The 18,806-nt window shown below is 40.6% G+C and carries 17 protein-coding genes; 3 read left to right on the top strand and 14 right to left on the bottom strand.

Annotated features, from left to right (window positions below; genetic code table 11):
- Nucleotides 1-10: 10 nt before the first annotated feature.
- The gene (gene gdhA, locus H5186_RS01305; RefSeq protein WP_182794028.1) at nt 11-1,363 is read right to left on the bottom strand and encodes an NADP-specific glutamate dehydrogenase; all 1,353 of its coding nucleotides are present in this window, start codon (nt 1,361-1,363) and stop codon (nt 11-13) included.
- A gap of 334 nt (nt 1,364-1,697) precedes the next feature.
- The gene (locus H5186_RS01300) at nt 1,698-2,171 is read right to left on the bottom strand and encodes a DUF1456 family protein (RefSeq protein WP_182783613.1); all 474 of its coding nucleotides are present in this window, start codon (nt 2,169-2,171) and stop codon (nt 1,698-1,700) included.
- Nucleotides 2,172-2,306: 135 nt separating this feature from the next.
- Here H5186_RS01300 and H5186_RS01295 point away from each other — a divergent pair, with 135 nt between their 5' ends.
- Entirely contained in the window at nt 2,307-3,071 is a 765-nt protein-coding gene (locus H5186_RS01295) for a spermidine synthase (RefSeq protein ID WP_182794027.1), read from the top strand.
- Here the strand turns inward: H5186_RS01295 and H5186_RS01290 are convergent.
- The 5 genes from H5186_RS01290 to H5186_RS01270 all read right to left on the bottom strand — a co-directional run bounded on the left by H5186_RS01290 (nt 3,068) and on the right by H5186_RS01270 (nt 7,760).
- The gene (locus H5186_RS01290) at nt 3,068-3,601 is read right to left on the bottom strand and encodes a DUF924 family protein (protein ID WP_182717426.1); all 534 of its coding nucleotides are present in this window, start codon (nt 3,599-3,601) and stop codon (nt 3,068-3,070) included. The genes H5186_RS01295 and H5186_RS01290 overlap by 4 nt on opposite strands.
- 9 nt (nt 3,602-3,610) lie before the next feature.
- Complete coding sequence (locus H5186_RS01285) at nt 3,611-4,855, bottom strand: lipoprotein-releasing ABC transporter permease subunit (RefSeq protein ID WP_182730617.1); 1,245 nt, start codon at nt 4,853-4,855, stop codon at nt 3,611-3,613.
- Nucleotides 4,845-5,543, bottom strand: a complete 699-nt coding sequence (gene lolD, locus H5186_RS01280; RefSeq protein ID WP_182794026.1) for a lipoprotein-releasing ABC transporter ATP-binding protein LolD — start codon at nt 5,541-5,543, stop codon at nt 4,845-4,847. The genes H5186_RS01285 and lolD overlap by 11 nt, the downstream gene beginning before the upstream one ends.
- On the bottom strand, nt 5,536-6,753 hold the full coding sequence (locus H5186_RS01275) for a lipoprotein-releasing ABC transporter permease subunit (protein ID WP_145233153.1): 1,218 nt from the start codon (nt 6,751-6,753) through the stop codon (nt 5,536-5,538). The genes lolD and H5186_RS01275 overlap by 8 nt, the downstream gene beginning before the upstream one ends.
- A 137-nt stretch (nt 6,754-6,890) precedes the next feature.
- Entirely contained in the window at nt 6,891-7,760 is an 870-nt protein-coding gene (locus H5186_RS01270) for a LysR family transcriptional regulator (protein ID WP_182739612.1), read from the bottom strand.
- Between the two features lie 117 nt (nt 7,761-7,877).
- Between H5186_RS01270 and H5186_RS01265 the strand changes: the two genes are divergently transcribed.
- Nucleotides 7,878-8,999, top strand: a complete 1,122-nt coding sequence (locus H5186_RS01265; RefSeq protein WP_182739613.1) for an S-(hydroxymethyl)glutathione dehydrogenase/class III alcohol dehydrogenase — start codon at nt 7,878-7,880, stop codon at nt 8,997-8,999.
- Between the two features lie 59 nt (nt 9,000-9,058).
- On the top strand, nt 9,059-9,901 hold the full coding sequence (fghA, locus tag H5186_RS01260; RefSeq protein ID WP_182794025.1) for an S-formylglutathione hydrolase: 843 nt from the start codon (nt 9,059-9,061) through the stop codon (nt 9,899-9,901).
- Here the strand turns inward: fghA and H5186_RS01255 are convergent.
- From H5186_RS01255 to H5186_RS01225, 7 genes are all read right to left on the bottom strand, one after another.
- Complete coding sequence (locus H5186_RS01255; protein WP_182794024.1) at nt 9,855-10,238, bottom strand: hypothetical protein; 384 nt, start codon at nt 10,236-10,238, stop codon at nt 9,855-9,857. The genes fghA and H5186_RS01255 overlap by 47 nt on opposite strands.
- Before the next feature lie 219 nt (nt 10,239-10,457).
- The gene (locus tag H5186_RS01250; protein ID WP_246175591.1) at nt 10,458-11,969 is read right to left on the bottom strand and encodes a BCCT family transporter; all 1,512 of its coding nucleotides are present in this window, start codon (nt 11,967-11,969) and stop codon (nt 10,458-10,460) included.
- A gap of 222 nt (nt 11,970-12,191) precedes the next feature.
- The gene (locus H5186_RS01245; RefSeq protein WP_145233148.1) at nt 12,192-13,805 is read right to left on the bottom strand and encodes an ABC-F family ATPase; all 1,614 of its coding nucleotides are present in this window, start codon (nt 13,803-13,805) and stop codon (nt 12,192-12,194) included.
- A 268-nt stretch (nt 13,806-14,073) separates the two neighbouring features.
- Complete coding sequence (locus H5186_RS01240; RefSeq protein WP_145233147.1) at nt 14,074-15,630, bottom strand: SulP family inorganic anion transporter; 1,557 nt, start codon at nt 15,628-15,630, stop codon at nt 14,074-14,076.
- A gap of 123 nt (nt 15,631-15,753) precedes the next feature.
- Entirely contained in the window at nt 15,754-16,212 is a 459-nt protein-coding gene (locus H5186_RS01235; protein WP_016707271.1) for an Lrp/AsnC family transcriptional regulator, read from the bottom strand.
- An 89-nt stretch (nt 16,213-16,301) separates the two neighbouring features.
- The gene (locus H5186_RS01230; RefSeq protein ID WP_145233146.1) at nt 16,302-16,943 is read right to left on the bottom strand and encodes an MBL fold metallo-hydrolase; all 642 of its coding nucleotides are present in this window, start codon (nt 16,941-16,943) and stop codon (nt 16,302-16,304) included.
- 3 nt (nt 16,944-16,946) lie between these two features.
- A complete protein-coding gene (locus tag H5186_RS01225; protein ID WP_182794023.1) occupies nt 16,947-18,749 on the bottom strand; it encodes a M14 family metallopeptidase in 1,803 nt (600 codons plus the stop codon).
- Between the last annotated feature and the right edge of the window lie 57 nt (nt 18,750-18,806).

Below are 18,806 nucleotides of genomic sequence, written 5' to 3'. Positions count from 1 at the left end.
CTATCGTATGTTAAACAACACCTTGCTCAATCATAGCATCTGCTACACGACGAAAAGCAGCAATATTAGCACCTAACACTAAATTACCAGGTTGATCAAATTCAGCGGCTGTATTACTTGCAGTATCAAAGATATTTTTCATTATTTGTTGCAGCTTCGTATCGACCTCTTCGAACGTCCACATTTGCATACTGGCATTTTGCGCCATTTCTAATTGGCTCGTCGCAACACCACCCGCATTAGCTGCTTTGCCAGGACCATAGGCTATTTTAGCAGCAAGCAACACATCGATCGCTTCTTTAGTACTTGGCATATTTGCGCCTTCACAAACTAATATACAGCCATTGCTTATTAACGTTCGCGCATCAGCTTCAGTTAACTCATTTTGCGTCGCACAGGGAAAAGCGGCATCAGCAACAAAACGCCATACCGCATGTCCATCACTTGGGTAATCTGCACAAGCAATATACTTCGCATCGCTGTGGGTTTCTAAATAGACAGCTAAACTTTCACGCGCACCTTCTTTAAGCTTTTTAACAAGTGCAACATCAATACCTGATTCATGATACAGCGTACCGCTTGAATCACTGCAAGTGATAGGTGTTGCCTCTAATTGATAAAGTTTTTCCATCGCGTAAATTGCCACGTTCCCGGCACCAGAAACTAAACAGCGCTTACCTTTAAGTGAGTCATCATTGTCTTGCAACATGTAATTGGCAAAATAAACAGCGCCATATCCTGTCGCTTCTTTTCGAGCCAATGATCCACCCCACAATAAACTTTTGCCGGTAAACGCACCGTCGTAACGTCCGGTCAACCGTTTGTATTGACCAAACATATAGCCTATTTCGCGTGCCCCAACGCCAATATCACCCGCAGGTACATCGGTGGTTGGGCCGATATGACGATACAGCTCGTTGATAAATGATTGGCAAAAACGCATTATTTCGCTGTCAGAGCGGCCCTTAGGATCAAAGTTTGCGCCGCCTTTACCACCACCAATCGGTAAGCCAGTTAACGCATTTTTAAAAATTTGCTCAAACCCTAAAAATTTTATGATGCTGGCATTTACACTTGGATGGAAACGTAAACCACCTTTGTATGGACCTAAGCTTGAGTTAAATTCAATTCGATAGCCTTTATTGACATGAATGTTACCGTCATCATCAACCCAAGGGACTCTAAACATAATTTGACGTTCAGGTTCAACTAGACGTTGAATAATCGCATTCTTTTGATAGTCGGCTGAGTTTTCAAGAATAGGTTCAAGTGATTCAAGCACTTCTTCAACGGCTTGATAAAATTCGCATTGTGCTGGGCTAGTTTGTTTTAAATGTGCAATGGTATCATGGATATAATTCATAATTATTCTTCCGTGTTAAAAGTTATGCTTGTCTCAGATGTTAAAATAGACGTGATCAAGTTTATGGGTCATCTAGTTAAGAGCCTTAAAAATTGTAATATTTTTAACACTGTAACATGATAAACCTATATATTTAACGTTCGATAACGTGAATTATTTTTGAGTTCATACGCAAGAGCAACAATTAACGCTCATTAAAAAAGAATATAAATTTATGAAATGTGAATAAATAAAGATTTAAATACTAACGCAGAGGGCTGCTTAAAACACCGATGCTTAAAGTGGGGTTAAAAATCATACCCGTACGATATAAATACGGATATGAACACGTAAATTATTCGCCGCTTGCCTCTGGACGAAGTTGTAGCTGTAAACCAGTTAAAAAGTTACGTAATATTTGGTCATTACATACACGATAATGCTTGTTATCGGCTTTACGAGAAAATGCACTTAACTCATGCTTACTCAAACTAAAATCAGTTAAGGCAAAGACATCGATCACGTCTTCCGTTTTCATATTTAATGCGATACGTAATTTCATTAAAATAATATTATTATTTAATTTACTTTCTGGCGCTGGTTGCTCACCGTCGCGCTTACCGCGCTTTGTATTAATAAAACCATTTAGAAAAATGGCAAACTCAGTATCACTTGGATCTACGTAACCCTCTTCCCCTTCTCTGGTTAGCCAACCAATCACTTGTTGTTGAGTCACGTCATGATCTGCTGCAGCAAAAATTTCAATCATGGTAGTATCAGCTAAATTAAAGGTATAGCGAAGGCGGCGTAAAATATCATTATTAGTCAAAGTAAATTCCAGAGTAAGATAAGACAACCAAGCAGGTATTGCAGGCTTATGAGTAGCCATACAGTTTAGCAGAGTTAACAAGGCCACCCTATTGATTTTTTGTTTTGCTCAACATCCCCATTATGAAGGAACGGCATGATTGATTTAACGCCATTTACTACCGATGCATACCTAGTAGCAACAATCCAAAGTAAGCAAGACACGCTAAAGATTTTTGAAAATGCTGATTATCGTTGGCTTACACTCGGGGATAAGCTAACTTTACAAGGTGTAATGGAAAAATCACAACCGCAGCAAGTATGTAATCCGGTAAATCAAGCTATGCTGCTATTTTTGCTTTGTAGCGAACCCTCCTCACAGATATTAAATTTAGGTTTAGGCAGCGGTTGTTTTGAACGAGCAGTGACTAATAAAGCCGGATTTGAATTAACGACTGTCGAAATTAATCCGAATGTAATTAAAGCAGCTAAGCAGTATTTTTTCCTCAATGACAACAATCATATTGTAGCGCAATGCGCTGAACAATTTATTGCTCAAAGTAGCCGCAAATTTGATGTGATTTTAATTGATGTTTTTAGTGGTAAATCGCAGCCAGCGTTTTTACAAAAGCAGGCATTTTTGTGCGACTGTCATGCTCGACTTAGCACATACGGTAAGATCTGCATCAACTTTACTGCAAAAAATAAACAACAATTAATCGCTCTACTAACGACACTTCGAAGTCTATTCAGTCATATTGTGGTGATTGAATTTAACCAATATAAAAATATTGTGCTGATCGCCAGTGAGCAACGCCTTGATGCTATTAATATTGAACAGATAAAACAGCACAACAATTTTAGCTCGCCTGATTTAGCTGCTGAAATTAAACAATTATTTTATATACCTAAGCTTGATTAAAATTGCGAGCCTGGTTGAGCTAAAAACGCAACTTCCTCGGCGCTGGACTGACGCCCTAAAATAGTATTTCGGTGTGGGTAGCGACCAAACTGATCGATAATATTTTTATGGGCAAGTTCATAATCTTCATTACTCAAACCTTTAAATAATACCATCGCCTGTTGGTGTATAAAGCTCGATTCGCTGTGCATAAACGGCATATAAAAAAACACCCGCTGCTCAACAGGTAATAATTGATCAAAGCCTTTTTCGATTGCCAACTGTGCCAATGTTAACGCTTGCGGATCTTGACTAAACGCGTGAGGGGTATCCCGATAAATATTACGAGAAAACTGATCAAGCACAATCACTTCAGCTAATGCACCTAAGGCAGTCACTCGCCAAGACGCATACTCGCCTTTTGTAATAGCTATCAACAGATCACTAAATGTATCTCGTATCTTAATATCTGTAGCATCAGATTTTTTATACCAACCAGATGGACCGAGTTCATCAAACCAATAATCTATTACTACTTGATAACTAAACATAAATTCCCCTTAGTTGCCTAATACCTTGGCTGGATCCACTGTTGTTGCCTGCCATGCAGGGTAAATAGTGGCTAATACTGCCAACACAAAAGTTACAATAACAGTGATCACAATATCTTGCCATACCAGCTTACTGGGTAAAAACTCAATAAAATACACCCCTTCCAGCGGGTTTGAGCCTAACAACTGACTCAGTAGGGTAAAAAGCTCACTGATGTTCAGCGCCAGTATCACACCTATAAATGAGCCCAGTACCACGCCAATAAATGCTTGGCTAAGTCCTTGTAAAATAAAGGTCGCTAATATCGTACTGTCTTTAGCGCCCATGGTTTTTAATATCGCTATGTTGGCCTGTTTTTCACGTACTTCCATCACTAATGACGAAACAATATTAAAACTTGCCACCGCAATGATTAAAAACACCACAATATAAACAATGGTTCTGACCATTTGTATATCTTGGTATAAGCTACCTTGGGTTCTAAACCAGCTAGAGATATAAACATAATCATCAATTGTTTGGCCAACCCGTAGCGCAATTTGGTGCGCTTGAAAAACATCGGTTACTGCTAAGCGAAGCCCTGTTACTTGCAGTGGTTCATAACCAAGTACTGATTGCGCCTTACTGAGATGGATGAAGGCAGCAGAACTATCAATAGGGCCCCCCATTTCAATAATACCCGCAAGGGTTAAAGTGACCCTTTTGGGTGCTAAAATCTCAGTACTTATCTCGTTAACTTGCGGGATCAATAAGGTAATTAACTCCCCTTGCTTAACACCTAATTGTTTAACAATTTGTTGGCCTAAAATAATTTCGTCTTCGCTTATTTGGCTGACCAACTTGCCATGGGTAAACTGATTAACCGCCGATACGTCACTTTCTAGAGCAGGATCAACCCCTCGCACTTCAACCGCTTTTAGTTCACTTTTATATTGCGCCATGCCATTGACACTAATAAAAGGTGCTGCACCGGTTACGCCACGTTGCTCTGAGAGCTTTTGAACTTTATCCGGCCAGTTATCAATTGGACGATTAGGCGCAACATATTCAACTTGTGGCACAACGCTTAATAAGCGATGTACTAGTTGTTGTTCAAAGCCATTGATCACCGACAAAGCAACAATTAACACTGCAACGCCGAGTAAAATACCAATGGTTGACGCTTTGGCAATAAAACTAACAAAGCCATTTTTTTCATCGCTGCTGCCGGAGCTTGCTCTAAAACGTTTACTTAAATAGGCACTAAGCAACATGGCTGGCCTCTTTAATTGCCAATTTCCCAGCATCAAGGTAAGCAATTTTACCCAGCTTATCGGCTAATTCTAGGTCGTGCGTCACCACCACAAAACTGGTATTCAAACTGCTATTAAGCTCTTTGATCAAATCGTAAATTTTAATCGCATTTTGTTTGTCTAAGTTACCTGTTGGCTCATCGGCCAATACTAAATCAGGTTCGCTCACCAATGCCCGCGCAATTGCCACCCGTTGACGCTCGCCACCAGAGAGCATTGATGGTTTATGGCTACTACGGTGCGATAGCCCTACTTTATCGAGCATTACGAGGGCTTTAGCTTTGGCTTTTTTAGCGCTGAGACCTTTGATCAACAGCGGCATCGCAACATTTTCTAACGCGTTAAACTCCATTAATAAATGATGGAACTGATAAATAAACCCTAAATGCTCATTACGAAATTTCGCTTGCTCAGCACGTGATAGTTTAGCAACTTGTTGACCTTTAATTTTTGCCACACCGGCACTTTGTGAATCCAAAGTCCCCAAAATGTGCAGTAAAGTACTTTTACCAGAACCAGAGCTGCCAACAATAGCCAGCATCTCACCTTGTTGTAAGGTTAAATCAACCCCTTTTAAAACCTCAACGTGATTTTCACCATCTTGATACACTTTACTTAACTGTTCACATTGGATAACTAAATCATTCATAGCGCAATACCTCTGCTGGGCTAACATTGGCAGCTTTACGCGCCGGATATAAAGTGGCTAAAAAGCTCATGGTAATACTGCCTACGGCAATCAGCGATAAGCTCATTACGTCAAATTTTACTGGTAAGGCAATCCCTGTTAACAAGTTTAAACCTATGCCTGCCAGCACTTCGTTGATATAAGCACTGAGTAATAAGCCAAGGGCTGCACCGATACTGGTACCAATCAAACCATTGTACAAACCTTGGATCATAAAGACTTGCTGCACTTGAGCCGGCGTTAAGCCAAGCGTTTGTAAAATAGCCACTTCACTTTGTTTTTCGCTCACCATCATGGTCAACGCAGAGACAATATTAAATACCGCAACTAATACAATCAGCGCCAGCAGCATCGACATAATGCGTTTTTCCATTGCGACTGCTGCAAACAAAGTACCTTGTGACTGGCGCCAATCGGTGACTGTATGTTGACTTAAAATTGCACTAGCTGAAGCGCTAAAGGCATCTAGTTGAAAAGGATCGTTCAGTGAAATACTCAAATTAGGAGCACTAGTTTGTGGCAACTTTAATACCCGTTGTAGCGATTCGCCGCTAGTAAAAGCAAGTCCCATATCAATTTCAGAACCTGTTTCATAAATGGCAGCAACGGTGAACAAACGTTGGCTTGGTACGCGACCTAAAGGTGTATAGGTTGACGCATTAGGCATGATCACGCGCACTTTATCACCTAAACCAATTCCCAGTTTACGTGTTAAATAACGACTAACCGCAATGTGATAGCGCGATGTCATGACTGTTTGCCAATTACCTTGAATAACTTTATCGCTGATTTTATAAAGCGATGCGTTATCGTCGTACAAACCTTGCAATAGCACGCCATGTAAATCGCGATTGGTTTGTAAAATGGCTTCACCATGGCGATACAAACTCGCTCTTTTCACAAATTTGGACGCAACAATGGTATCTTGCAGCTGGATCATTTGTGCTTGAGTTTGTCCATCAGACGCAATTTCAACATGAGGAATGAGGCCCAACATATTGGTTTTAAGGTTATTTTCAAAACCATTCATCACTGAGCTGACAGTAAATAATGCCATTAAACCAATGGCGATACCGGCAATGGAGAAAAACGAAATAAAAGAGATAAATGCGTTCCCTTTCGAGGAGCGACTGTATCTCAGCCCGATAAACAGGCTAACAGGTTGAAACATAATTATTTATGGTCACATTTAATGCCAATTCAGCGCTCATACTAGCATAAATAAAGTGCCATTGGGTATGCGCAAAAGTGTAAAAATTCATGACAAATCAACTGCTGTATCAAAATTAAGCCGCTTTATTTAAACTTTTAGTTTAGAGATTTAATAAGGTGATCGAGTAATGCTCTGACATTGGTCGCAACAAATTGTCGCGGAGGATACACTCCCCATACACCTTCTGGTTTTGGCTGATTATTGGTTAAAATAGGCACTAAATCACCCGTGGCTAAATCACTCTCAATGTAGTAGTTTGGCACTTGTATGATGCCAAGACCCTTTTTAGCTGCATCAGCTAACGCCCAGCCACTATTACACTGTAACCGCCCCGCAATTTTGATATGTTTATCACGCCCTTGCTCGCACACCCGCCAATAACTGCTGTTGCCGACTAAGCATTGATGGTGCTGTAATTCAGCTAATGTGTGAGGTTCGCCAAAACGGGCTAAATAGGCTTTTGAGCAGCAAATTACAAAATGACGTGCACTTAAACGTCGTGCTTTTAAGCTAGAGTCTTTTAAATGACCAAGGCGAATAGCTAAGTCAAAGCCGCCCTCAAGTAAATTTTCTTGTTCATTGCTCAGCGCCATCACCACTTCTACATCAGGGTGCAGTTGCATAAAAGTATGCACTGCTGGCATCACGAAGCTTTCGCCATACATAACCGGAGCTGTGAGTTTAATTTTACCTTTAGGAGCATTTTGCTGTTGTGCTAATAACGCGGTGGCGTCGTCCATTGCATGCTGTAAATGTTTTGTTTGATGTAAAAAGACTTCGCCTTCTTTAGTCAGTACAACTTTACGGGTAGTACGCGTTAATAATTGGGTATTTAAGCGCTGCTCTAATTGCGTTACATGGCGGCTTATGTGTGCAACGGATACCCCTAATGCGGTTGCAGCGCGGGTAAAGCTGCCTTCTTCACCGACTGCGATAAATTCGTCTATGCCTAACCAACGACTCATTATTACCATACTGTAAAAGTGTTTTATTAAAATGAAGATTAACATTGTTTGAGAAACAAATAAAATAGCGTTATTGTTTTCAAGTCATCTTCGTATTTAACCAGCAAGAGAGTTACTATGTCTGAATTTATAAAATCAAAAGCCGCAATTGCTTGGGGTCCAAATCAACCACTATCTGTAGAAGAAGTGGATGTAATGATGCCTAAAAAAGGCGAAGTAATGGTAAAAATTACTGCTACGGGCGTATGTCACACCGATGCATTTACATTATCAGGTGCCGATCCTGAAGGGATTTTCCCAGCCATTTTAGGGCATGAAGGCGCCGGTGTTGTTTATGCTATCGGCGAAGACGTAACCAGTGTTGCTGTAGGCGATCATGTTATTCCTTTATATACTGCAGAATGCGGTGTATGTAAAATGTGTACTTCAGGCAAAACAAACTTGTGTTCCGCTGTACGTGAAACGCAAGGTAAAGGCTTAATGCCAGACGGCACGACTCGCTTTTTCAAAGATGGCCAACCAATTTATCACTACATGGGCACATCAACCTTTTCTGAATATACGGTACTGCCAGAGATCTCACTGGCTAAAGTAAACAAAGCAGCATCACTTGAAGAAATTTGCTTACTAGGCTGTGGTGTTACAACTGGTATGGGCGCGGTCACAAACACTGCAAAAGTTCAAGCAGGCGATACCGTTGCTATCTTTGGTTTAGGTGGTATAGGTTTGTCAGCAATTATCGGCGCGAAAATGGCTGGTGCCTCGCGTATTATCGGTATTGATATCAACACGTCTAAGTTTGATCTAGCCACTAAATTAGGTGCCACAGACTTGATCAATCCAAAAGATTTCGACAAGCCTATTCAAGAAGTTATTGTCGAGATGACCGATGGTGGCGTTGATTTCTCATTTGAGTGTATAGGTAATGTTGATGTCATGCGCTCAGCCCTTGAATGTTGTCATAAAGGTTGGGGGGAATCGGTGATCATTGGTGTTGCTGGTGCAGGACAAGAAATTTCAACTCGCCCATTTCAGCTAGTCACTGGCCGTGTCTGGCGTGGTAGCGCATTTGGTGGGGTTAAAGGTCGTTCACAACTACCTGAGATTGTTGAACGTTACATGGCTGGCGAATTTGCATTAAATGACTTTATCACTCATACCATGGGTCTTGAAGACATAAACGACGCGTTTGATTTAATGCATGAAGGCAAAAGTATTCGTACTGTGATCCACTACTAATTTTAAAAATACAGATACCACATAGGGTGTAAGCTATGTGGTATTTTAGCGAGGAATTCATGTTAGATAATTTAAGCGCCACAAAAGTTAGCGGTGGCTGGCACAAGCAATACAGCCATACATCTTCAAGCACCCATTGCCCAATGCGGTTTGCTATTTTCTTGCCACCCGGTGCCAGCCAAACTAATAAAGTACCGGTGCTGTATTGGTTATCAGGCTTAACCTGTACGGATGAAAATTTTATGCAAAAAGCAGGTGCATTTAAAAAAGCGGCAGCGCTTGGTATTGCTATCGTTGCACCTGATACCAGTCCTCGTGGCGACACTGTGCCAGACCAAGACAGTTATGATTTTGGCCAAGGCGCGGGGTTTTATTTAAACGCCACCCAAGCCCCCTATAACACGCACTATAATATGTATGACTATGTGGTAAATGAATTGCCTTCGCTAATTGAACAGCACTTTCCCGTGACTGATAAAAAAGCGATTAGCGGGCATTCTATGGGGGGGCACGGTGCGTTGATGATTGCATTGCGCAATCCAAAAAGTTACACCAGTGTTTCTGCTTTTAGCCCAATCACTAACCCTATTGACTGTCCTTGGGGGCAAAAAGCGTTTAGTCAGTACTTAGGAGATGATCAATCACAATGGGCCAATTACGATAGCTGTGAACTAATGAAAAAGGCACACAGTAACGAATTTTTACCAATGCGTATTGACCAAGGTGATGCCGATAATTTTTTAGTCGAGCAACTAAAACCAGACAACCTAACTGCAGTAGCAAAGCAAGTTAATTACCCGCTAACGTTGAATATGCACGCAGGCTACGATCATAGTTACTTTTTTATCAGCAGCTTTATCGACGAACACTTATCATTTCATCAACTGTATCTTCAGCGTTAATTGTATCCTCTACTGTGAGGTTGTCAGTCGTTACTTCCTCACATTGTTGTATTGATTTAGTTATTCTTTTGCATACCAGAGTAGGCTCTGAGCTTTCTTGCACTAACCCCACTAAAAAACGATCTACTTCGATGCCTAAGTCCGCAAATGACAAAGTCTGTTCATGACTAAAGTAAGTATTATCTTGAGGCGATACATGTGCGGGGGCCTGCGCTAAATCAGCATCATAATTTGTATCCGCTTTTGAATAAATAACTCCATCAACTAATACACCCGCTACAGTGCATGCGCTTAGTAATTGGCTGACAAGTAAAACAGTAATAAAGTGCTTGAACATAAATTTAATCCTTTATATCCCATTGCTTAAATGCGTAAGTTATTATTTAACTACCTCGAATGAGCCAGTTTTTAATAGCATTAGTATTGCTTAGTGGTTGTATCTGTAATACTCACTATAAACGAACGAGTATAAAACACTGTAAAAAACTGTAAGTGAATGACAATAAAGTAATTAAACTATAAACTAGCTCGAGCATAGCAACAGTAATAGGTTTAACTACACTTGTAACTCCTTCATAAACTCTTTTACAAATCCTATCAGCTGCAAAATAAAAATAAACAAAAATGGCACTGCACCAATAATTGCAATACTTCGGTTAAGTAATTCATTATTTTGTAATAACAATACCCAGCTACTTAGAGCTAAAGTAAAAGACCACACATACAAACTAAATCGATGACTGCTTTTTGTCCCCGCTAAATTACGGATCACTAAAATTGCAGAATCTGCCGAAGTAGCAACAAAGATCAGTAATAATAATAAGCTCGACCAAATAAGCACACCTCCTTGCCAACCTAACTGCTTAAAAAATACAAATAAGCCTTGTGTATAATCAGTTTTAATAGCGGCCATAATGCCACTACTATGGCCGCTATCCCAAGCAATAGCAGATCCCGAAAAAACACTAAACCAAATTAAAGTGACGAAAGTTGGCACAATTACTACGCCAACAATGTATTGCCAAACTGGCCGACCTTGACTTATTTTAGCTAAAAAAACCCCAACAAAAGGTCCCCACGCTAGCCACCAAAAATAATAATTATACGTCCAACTATTAGCCCAAGCAGGATCATTTAGTTGACTTGATAATTGCCATGTCCCTGTCACTAATAAGTGGCTATAAAATTTAACGCCACTGATCGCCACATCTATAATCGGTTGTAGTGGTACCATCATGATGAGCCAAATAAGTACTCCAAATGCTAAAAAAACATTAAATTGACTGAGTGTTTGAATACCCTTTTTTAATCCTAAGCGCGCAGATAAGCTAAACAACAGCGCTAATAACATAATAATAATCAAACCAACTAACCAAGGCGAGTTAATGCCAAGCTCAAGCTCAATCCCTTTTCGTAGTAATAATGTTGAATTTGCAATCGTGCCAACTACACCAAAAAAAATAGCTAAAATGGCCACTAACTGGATCACGTATTTACACTTTAGCTGCCCTGCGCGACTTAAAAATGAAGTTGTTACACTCAACACCGGAGCACTTATATCTCCCGCTTTGCCACTGTTATGGCTCAAACCACCTAAGACTAAGCCAAATACTGCGTAGAGTGCCCATGCATGAGCGCCCCAGTTTACTAACGTAATAGCCAATGCAGCACCTTGTCTATCAGGGTAAAGACTTTGCTTTAATGGCGGTTGCAATACGTGCATGGCAGGCTCTGCTACGCCCCAAAAAATTAAACCCGATCCCATTCCTGCAGCAAATAACATTGACAACCAACCAAAAGTTGAAAACTCGACAGATGTATGCTCTCCACCTATTTTACGTTGTCCGAGTGGGCTAATAGCCAGCACAATAACGCTTATCAATAAAAAATTAACTAACAGAAAAAATGGTCCACCCAACACTGATAATGCATTAATGATCAGTGGTTGAATATGCGCGGTGAGCATATCAGGAAATAATAGAGCCCCGCTAACAAATAGCACACACAAGGTGAGCGCTAGTTTTTCAAGATTCGACACTAATTTAGTAATACGAGCTTTAATTACCACATAGATACCTTAAAAATTATACTAATTAAATCGGTTTTATCAGCGCTAACGTTACGACGCTTTAAAGCTACACCAAAGCAACTTTTTAATTTTACATAATTTAGACATAAAAAAACCGGCCGCAGCCGGTTTTCTGATACTTAATACCAATTATATTGATTTACAGAGCTCTTGAACTCGCTTGCATGATCATGCATTTAATAAAACTGAGATCAATAAACTTTACTTTGCAGCCAAAAGCTTCGCTTGCTCTTGTTGGCTTGCCATAAATTCGTTAAAGGTGCCGTGGAAATTAACCACTTCTTTGTCACGAATATCAATAATACGAGTTGCCAATGATGAAACAAACTCACGGTCATGGCTGACAAAAATCAGCGTACCTTCAAAGCCTTTTAATGCATTATTAAGCGCTTCAATGGCTTCCATATCCATGTGGTTTGTCGGTTCGTCCATCACCAAAACATTTACGTCTTGCATCATTAATTTGCCAAACAATAGGCGATTTTTCTCACCACCTGAGCAGTTTTTAGCTTTTTTATTCGCATCATCCGCAGTAAACAATAACCGACCTAACATGCCACGCACCATTAAATCGTTATGCTTGGCTGTACGCCACTGTGACATCCAATCAAACAAGGTTAAATCGTTATCAAAGTCTTTACTACTATCTTGCGGACAATAGCCAATCGATGCATTTTCTGACCATTTTACAACACCGTGATTAGCTTCAAGTTCACCCACTAAACAGCGAATAAAGGTTGATTTACCAACACCGTTTTCACCAATAATCGCAAGTTTTGAACCTGCTTCTAAAATCAGCTCGCCGCCTTCAAACAATACTTCACCGTCAAAACCATGGCCAAAGTCTTCTAAGATCAATGCTTGGCGGTGCATCTTTTTACCTTCATCAAAATACAATGACGGCGCCATTCGGCTTGACGACTTCACTTCATCTAAGCTGATTTTATCCATGCGTTTAGCACGTGAACTCGCTTGTTTTGCTTTTGACGCATTAGCACCAAAGCGGTTAACGAAATCTTGTAACTCTTCAATTTCAGATTGCTTTTTAGCATTACCAGCAAGTAATTGATCACGAATAAGTGTTGATGCTTCAATGTATTTTTCGTAGTTACCTGGGTAAATACGCAGCTCACCGTAGTCAATATCAGCCATATGAGTACATACCGCATTAAGAAAATAGCGGTCATGAGAAATAATGATCATGGTACATTTACGCTGGTTAAGTTCGTGCTCTAACCAGCTAATGGTATGAATATCCAAGTTATTGGTTGGCTCATCCAGTAATAAAATATCAGGGTTAGCAAACAAGGCTTGCGCAAGTAAGACGCGCAGCTTCCAGCCAGGGGCTACTTGTGACATTAGACCAAAATGAAATTCTTCTTCAATACCCGCTTTTAATAAAATATCACCCGCGCGGCTTTCTGCACTGTAACCATCCATTTCAGCAAAAACGCTTTCAAGCTCAGCGACTTTCATACCATCTTCTTCACTCATTTCTGGCAGTGAATAAATACGTTCACGTTCTTGCTTTATTTTCCATAATGCAACGTCACCCATGATCACAGTATCAACCACTGAGTATTGCTCAAATGCAAACTGATCTTGGCTTAAGTTACCGACTTTCAGTCCTGGGCCAATTGATACGTTACCTGATGTTGGCACTAATGAGCCATTGAGGATTTTCATGAAGGTTGACTTACCGCATCCATTGGCGCCAATTAAGCCATAACGATTACCGTTACTAAATTTAGCGGAGATATTTTCGAACAAGGGTTCGGCACCAAACTGCATGGTGATATTAGCGGTAGAGATCAAAATGAATTTCCTAAGCAAATACTGACAAGTACACTGTTCGCTGAATAAGGAAAAGTTAATACAGGCAATAAGACGGTATAAAGAGGCCGCGAATTATACAGGCACTAGCTGCACTAGTCGAGCTTAGTCTCAATAATTGACTCACCGAGCACTGGTTTTTATGTGACTTAAATAAATTTTAATGTCATCTACGGTTTCAGCCAATGATTTGTTCGATAGCAACAAAAAAGCGAAGGCAGTGCCTTCGCTTTTTTATCAAACGTCTCGTTTAAGCAAGCTTGTCTGAAGCAACTTTATAAGTTGGATCTTCTATTACATTAACTTCGACTAAGTCGCGCGCTTTATGTAATAACTGTATACAGTCTGGGCTCAAGTGGCGTAAATGCAACTGCTTACCTGCCTTGGTGTATTTATCAGCTAAAGTATCAATTGCTTCAATGGCACTGTGATCTGCCACTCGGCTGTATTTAAATTCGATGATAACGTCTTTAGGGTCATTTTTCACATCAAACAACTCCGCGAACTTTTTCACTGAGCCAAAAAATAATGGGCCGTGTAGTTCGTAGACTTTAGAACCTTCTTCATCAATGTAGTTTGTAGTAAAAATATGTTTAGCATGTTGCCATGCAAATACTAAGGCTGACACAATCACACCCACACATACTGCAATTGCTAAGTCAGTTATCACCGTTACACCCGATACTAATACAATGACAAAAGCATCTGATTTTGGGACGCGTTTCATCATTTTGAAACTCGCCCATTCAAAGGTGCCTAATACCACCATAAACATCACGCCAACCAATGCTGCCAGCGGCACCATTTCAATCAAACTGGCGGCAAAAATAATGAATGCTAGGAGCATTAATGCTGCTGTAATACCAGATAAACGCGAACGACCACCTGAGTTAATGTTGATCATTGATTGACCAATCATCGCGCAGCCCCCCATCGCACCAAAGAAACCACAGGTAACGTTTGCAGCGCCTTGACCAATGCATTCTTTATTGCTGTGACCACGGGTTTCTGTGATTTCATCAATTAGGCTAAGGGTTAATAATGATTCAATCAAACCAATTGCCGCTAAAATAAGTGCATAAGGTAAAATAATTTTCAGTGTTTCAAAGGTAAATGGCACCATTGGAATGTGAAATTGTGGTAAACCACCAGCAATAGTTGCCGCACTGTCACCGGTCATATCTTTTAAGAAATCAAGTACTGTACGCGCTTCTAAATCAAATCCGATAACAATGGCGGTTACAGTAACAATAGCGACTAATGTTGATGGCACAGCTGTAGTCAACTTTGGCAAAAAGTGAATAATAGCCATCGTTAAGGCGACTAATCCTAGCATGATCATCATCGGCGTGCCGGTCATCCACTGCATGCCACCTTGACCATCGGACACCTTAAATTGCCCTAGTTGCGCTAAGAAGATAACAATCGCTAAACCATTTACAAACCCGAGCATCACCGGATGCGGAACCATACGAATAAACTTACCGAGCTTAAACACCCCTGCTAGTATTTGCAGTATCCCCATCAGTAATACAGTCGCAAAGAGATACTCAACCCCATGATCTAGCACTAAACTTACCATAACAACGGCAAGTGCACCGGTTGCACCGGAGATCATACCTGGGCGGCCGCCAAAAATAGCGGTGATCAAGCCAACAATAAATGCTGCATATAAACCAACTAAAGGCTCTACATTTGCAACAAACGCAAATGCAACAGCTTCAGGAACGAGCGCTAGGGCAACCGTTATACCTGATAAGATATCGTTTTTAGCAGAGCTCGGCGCCTTGCTTAATAAGTTAAACATTGAATTCCTCTTCGGGGTGTGGGATCAAAAAAGCGCTGAATTCTAACAAATTAAGCTAAGGTTAACAATTGCAGTAAGAGGAACAAGCTAACGCCTTTATAGCGCTAGCATGATTAGATACGATTAAAGTGGCAGCGATGTACTGCGTTTGACACAAGTCATAGTGACGTTTGAGTGAACTTCTTGAACAAATTCAAGATTCAATAAATTATCACGAACAAACTGTTCATAGCCTTCAATGCCTTTAGAAATGATCCGCAACATAAAGTCCATAGTGCCAGCCATACTGTAACATTCTGTTACTTCATCATAACTTAGGATAAGTCGTTCAAACTCAGCTAAATTTGTACGGCCATGATTTGATAAACGAACATGAGCGTACACTAGCATATCAAAGCCGAGCTTTTTCTCATCCAATAAGGCAACTTTGCCTTTGATGTAACCATCTTGCTCAAGCTTAGCAATACGACGCCAACAAGGTGATTGAGATAAACCGACTTTATCAGCAATATCAGCGGTCGAAAGACTTGCATCTTGCTGTAACAGTGCCAAAATTTGGCGGTCAACATGATTTAGAGACATTTTATTTCTTATTTATTTTACTAAATTGGTTAAATTATACATTGGTTTATAGGTTGAGTCTTGTACTTTTATGCATTTATTATGCGCAACTAACCAAATTTACCACTTATAAATGGATTCGATATGCGCTCAGTCAGCACTTTAGTGTCAGGTCCATGCCCAGATAGAATTCGCGTTTCATCAGGCAGTGTCAAAATTTGATTTTTAATCGAGTCAAGTAACTGCTGGGCATCCCCTTTAGGGAAGTCTGTACGCCCTACTGAGCCTTTAAAAATAACATCACCCACTATCACTAACTGATGTGTTGCTTCATAAAATACAATATGCCCAGGCGTGTGGCCCGGACAATGACGAATGTCAAATCGCAATTGACCCAATGTAAACGTATCGCCATGACTTAACCAATGCTGAGGATGAAAAGGCGCAATTGGTGCAAAGCCAAACATTTGCGCTTGCATAGGTAATGCATCAAACCAAAACAATTCGTCTTTTTGTGGCCCGACAATATCAACAGAAAAATGCTCAGCAAGTACTTTTGCCGCACCGACATGATCAAGATGGCCATGGGTGAGTAAAATACACTGCAAGCTTAACTGATGCTTGGCAAGCTCAGTAATGATTTTATCAGCGTCGCCACCCGGGTCGATAACCGCTGCGTGGCGTGTTTGTTTACAAATAACCACTCGGCAATTTTGTGCAAAAGCGGTCACCGGTACGGTAATTATTTCCATATGTTAATTCTTTATTTGCGGTTTAGTGTCAAATGTCATCAGCACAGGATACTTTAAATAAGCTTGATCATAAAATGGCGTATGCTCATAGAGCCAGTTTAATCGTGCTTGTGCATCTTTAGCAAAAGCGGCATCCTCACGAATTTTTTTATCAAACTCAAGTGCAAGTGCCGGTTTATCTTTGAGCATATGGCGAGCATACGGCGCTAATGCATAGTTTTCCATGTACTCAGTACGTTGAAAAATCGTATTAAACTCACCCCACGCAAAAAATGAATCCGGTGCTTTGGGGTGTAAAAGATGGGCAACTAACTCACCGAAAGGTTGAGCAGTTTCAACTTTATACCAACCGGTCAAAGACTTTTCTGGTACATCAACAAAATCAAAATCTGCGTTTACTCGAAAGCGTCCTTCAAACGGTGCTTTATCAAATTCATGCTTTGTTACTACCGCGACTTTTAGATTAGTTACCAGCTCATCACTGCTCACGTTTTCTACTGTAATACCATGTAATTTGAGTTTTTCGACAATGTGTGGATACGCAGGTGGAATATAAAATGTACTTGGCACGGTGATCACGGTTTTTGCGTCCTTCTGCCAGTAAATGGGCAACGCATCATAGTGCTGTTTTTCGCCTAAATACTTTACTTCCATCTGGCCACTCAAGGCGCTTTTACTGCGCGAATACTTGATCCCTGCAAATGCGATAGTGTTTGGCTCTTTTGCATAACCGCGTTCAACAATAAGCTGGCTTGGCACAAAAGTACGTTCTTTTTCAACCGCTTCGGTTAATTGTTGATGATGTTGCGCCAATGCTGAAATAGCCCCATCTAAAAATACATAGGTGCCAAGTACACGTTGTTTATACGGTTTTAATGAATGATTTTCGACAAGAATTGTGGGTAACGATCTTAAATCCCCCCAACCATTCGAATAACGAGGCGTGGCAACCCAGCCCGCTAAGCCTTTTTTAAACTCGCGCTTATCCATTACAAATACCAGCGGCCCAGGTATATGGCCTTGCTCTTGTAGTTTTGTGTCGATGATAGGTTTAAAATAATTATTGAGCGCATCTGACACACTTGGCGATTCACTGGCAAATACGGGGTTGTACCCGTAAGTTACATCGTATTGATAATCTGCACCGTCAGTCACATGCACATCGATATATAAATCTGGGTTAAACTGCTTGATCACCTTTAATACACCACGTACTTCCGGCGTATCTAGTTTGGTGAAATCACGATTCAAATTTAAATTATTAGCATTGGTTCTAAAGCCCATTTCAACTGGCCCACGCTGGTTTATGCGATTAAACTGACTACTACGCTCATGGCCATCAACATTTAAAATAGGAATAAATAAGATGTTCACTTGGCTTAAAATATCTCGACGTTTACCGGTTGCAATATCGCGTAGCAACATAAACATCGCATCTTTACCGTCAATTTCGCCGGCATGAATTCCCGCTTGAATAAAAATAGTCGGCTTGGCGTTTTGCATTAACTGCGAAGGTGTAAATGCACCATCTTCGCTTGCTACCATCATGTTGATCGCACGGCCACTGGCACTATGTGCAATAGTTTGCACTTGGAATTGGGTAGGGTTTGCTGCAACAAGACGATCTACAAAGGCCATAGTTTGCTGATAATTTGGTGACTTTAGCCCTTCGCTTAGTTCGAAATCAGTGGTTAATGGGCCTTTTTGTTGTATCAGTGCCAAACTTTGACCTTGCCATGGCAACAATGGCGGTAAATGGCTATCTAATGTAACACTGGCACTTAACAATAATAAACTGGCGATCATAGGACTCTCAAACGTTGGCCTCTTTAATAGCTTGAAATTATAACAAGGATAAATGAC

Source organism: Pseudoalteromonas sp. SG41-2 (genome assembly GCF_014164535.1).
Taxonomy (GTDB): domain Bacteria; phylum Pseudomonadota; class Gammaproteobacteria; order Enterobacterales; family Alteromonadaceae; genus Pseudoalteromonas; species Pseudoalteromonas rhizosphaerae.
This window is presented reverse-complemented; position numbering and strand designations above follow the sequence as displayed.

Bases quoted from the DNA above. Each gene is read 5' to 3' on its own strand.
- gdhA (WP_182794028.1), bottom strand. From the start codon at position 1,363: ATGAATTATATCCATGATACCATTGCACATTTAAAACAAACTAGCCCA.
- H5186_RS01295 (WP_182794027.1), top strand. From the start codon at position 2,307: ATGATTGATTTAACGCCATTTACTACCGATGCATACCTAGTAGCAACA.
- H5186_RS01290 (WP_182717426.1), bottom strand. From the start codon at position 3,601: ATGTTTAGTTATCAAGTAGTAATAGATTATTGGTTTGATGAACTCGGT.
- H5186_RS01285 (WP_182730617.1), bottom strand. From the start codon at position 4,855: ATGTTGCTTAGTGCCTATTTAAGTAAACGTTTTAGAGCAAGCTCCGGC.
- lolD (WP_182794026.1), bottom strand. From the start codon at position 5,543: ATGAATGATTTAGTTATCCAATGTGAACAGTTAAGTAAAGTGTATCAA.
- H5186_RS01275 (WP_145233153.1), bottom strand. From the start codon at position 6,753: ATGTTTCAACCTGTTAGCCTGTTTATCGGGCTGAGATACAGTCGCTCC.
- H5186_RS01270 (WP_182739612.1), bottom strand. From the start codon at position 7,760: ATGAGTCGTTGGTTAGGCATAGACGAATTTATCGCAGTCGGTGAAGAA.
- H5186_RS01265 (WP_182739613.1), top strand. From the start codon at position 7,878: ATGTCTGAATTTATAAAATCAAAAGCCGCAATTGCTTGGGGTCCAAAT.
- fghA (WP_182794025.1), top strand. From the start codon at position 9,059: ATGTTAGATAATTTAAGCGCCACAAAAGTTAGCGGTGGCTGGCACAAG.
- H5186_RS01255 (WP_182794024.1), bottom strand. From the start codon at position 10,238: ATGTTCAAGCACTTTATTACTGTTTTACTTGTCAGCCAATTACTAAGC.
- H5186_RS01240 (WP_145233147.1), bottom strand. From the start codon at position 15,630: ATGTTTAACTTATTAAGCAAGGCGCCGAGCTCTGCTAAAAACGATATC.
- H5186_RS01235 (WP_016707271.1), bottom strand. From the start codon at position 16,212: ATGTCTCTAAATCATGTTGACCGCCAAATTTTGGCACTGTTACAGCAA.
- H5186_RS01230 (WP_145233146.1), bottom strand. From the start codon at position 16,943: ATGGAAATAATTACCGTACCGGTGACCGCTTTTGCACAAAATTGCCGA.
- H5186_RS01225 (WP_182794023.1), bottom strand. From the start codon at position 18,749: ATGATCGCCAGTTTATTATTGTTAAGTGCCAGTGTTACATTAGATAGC.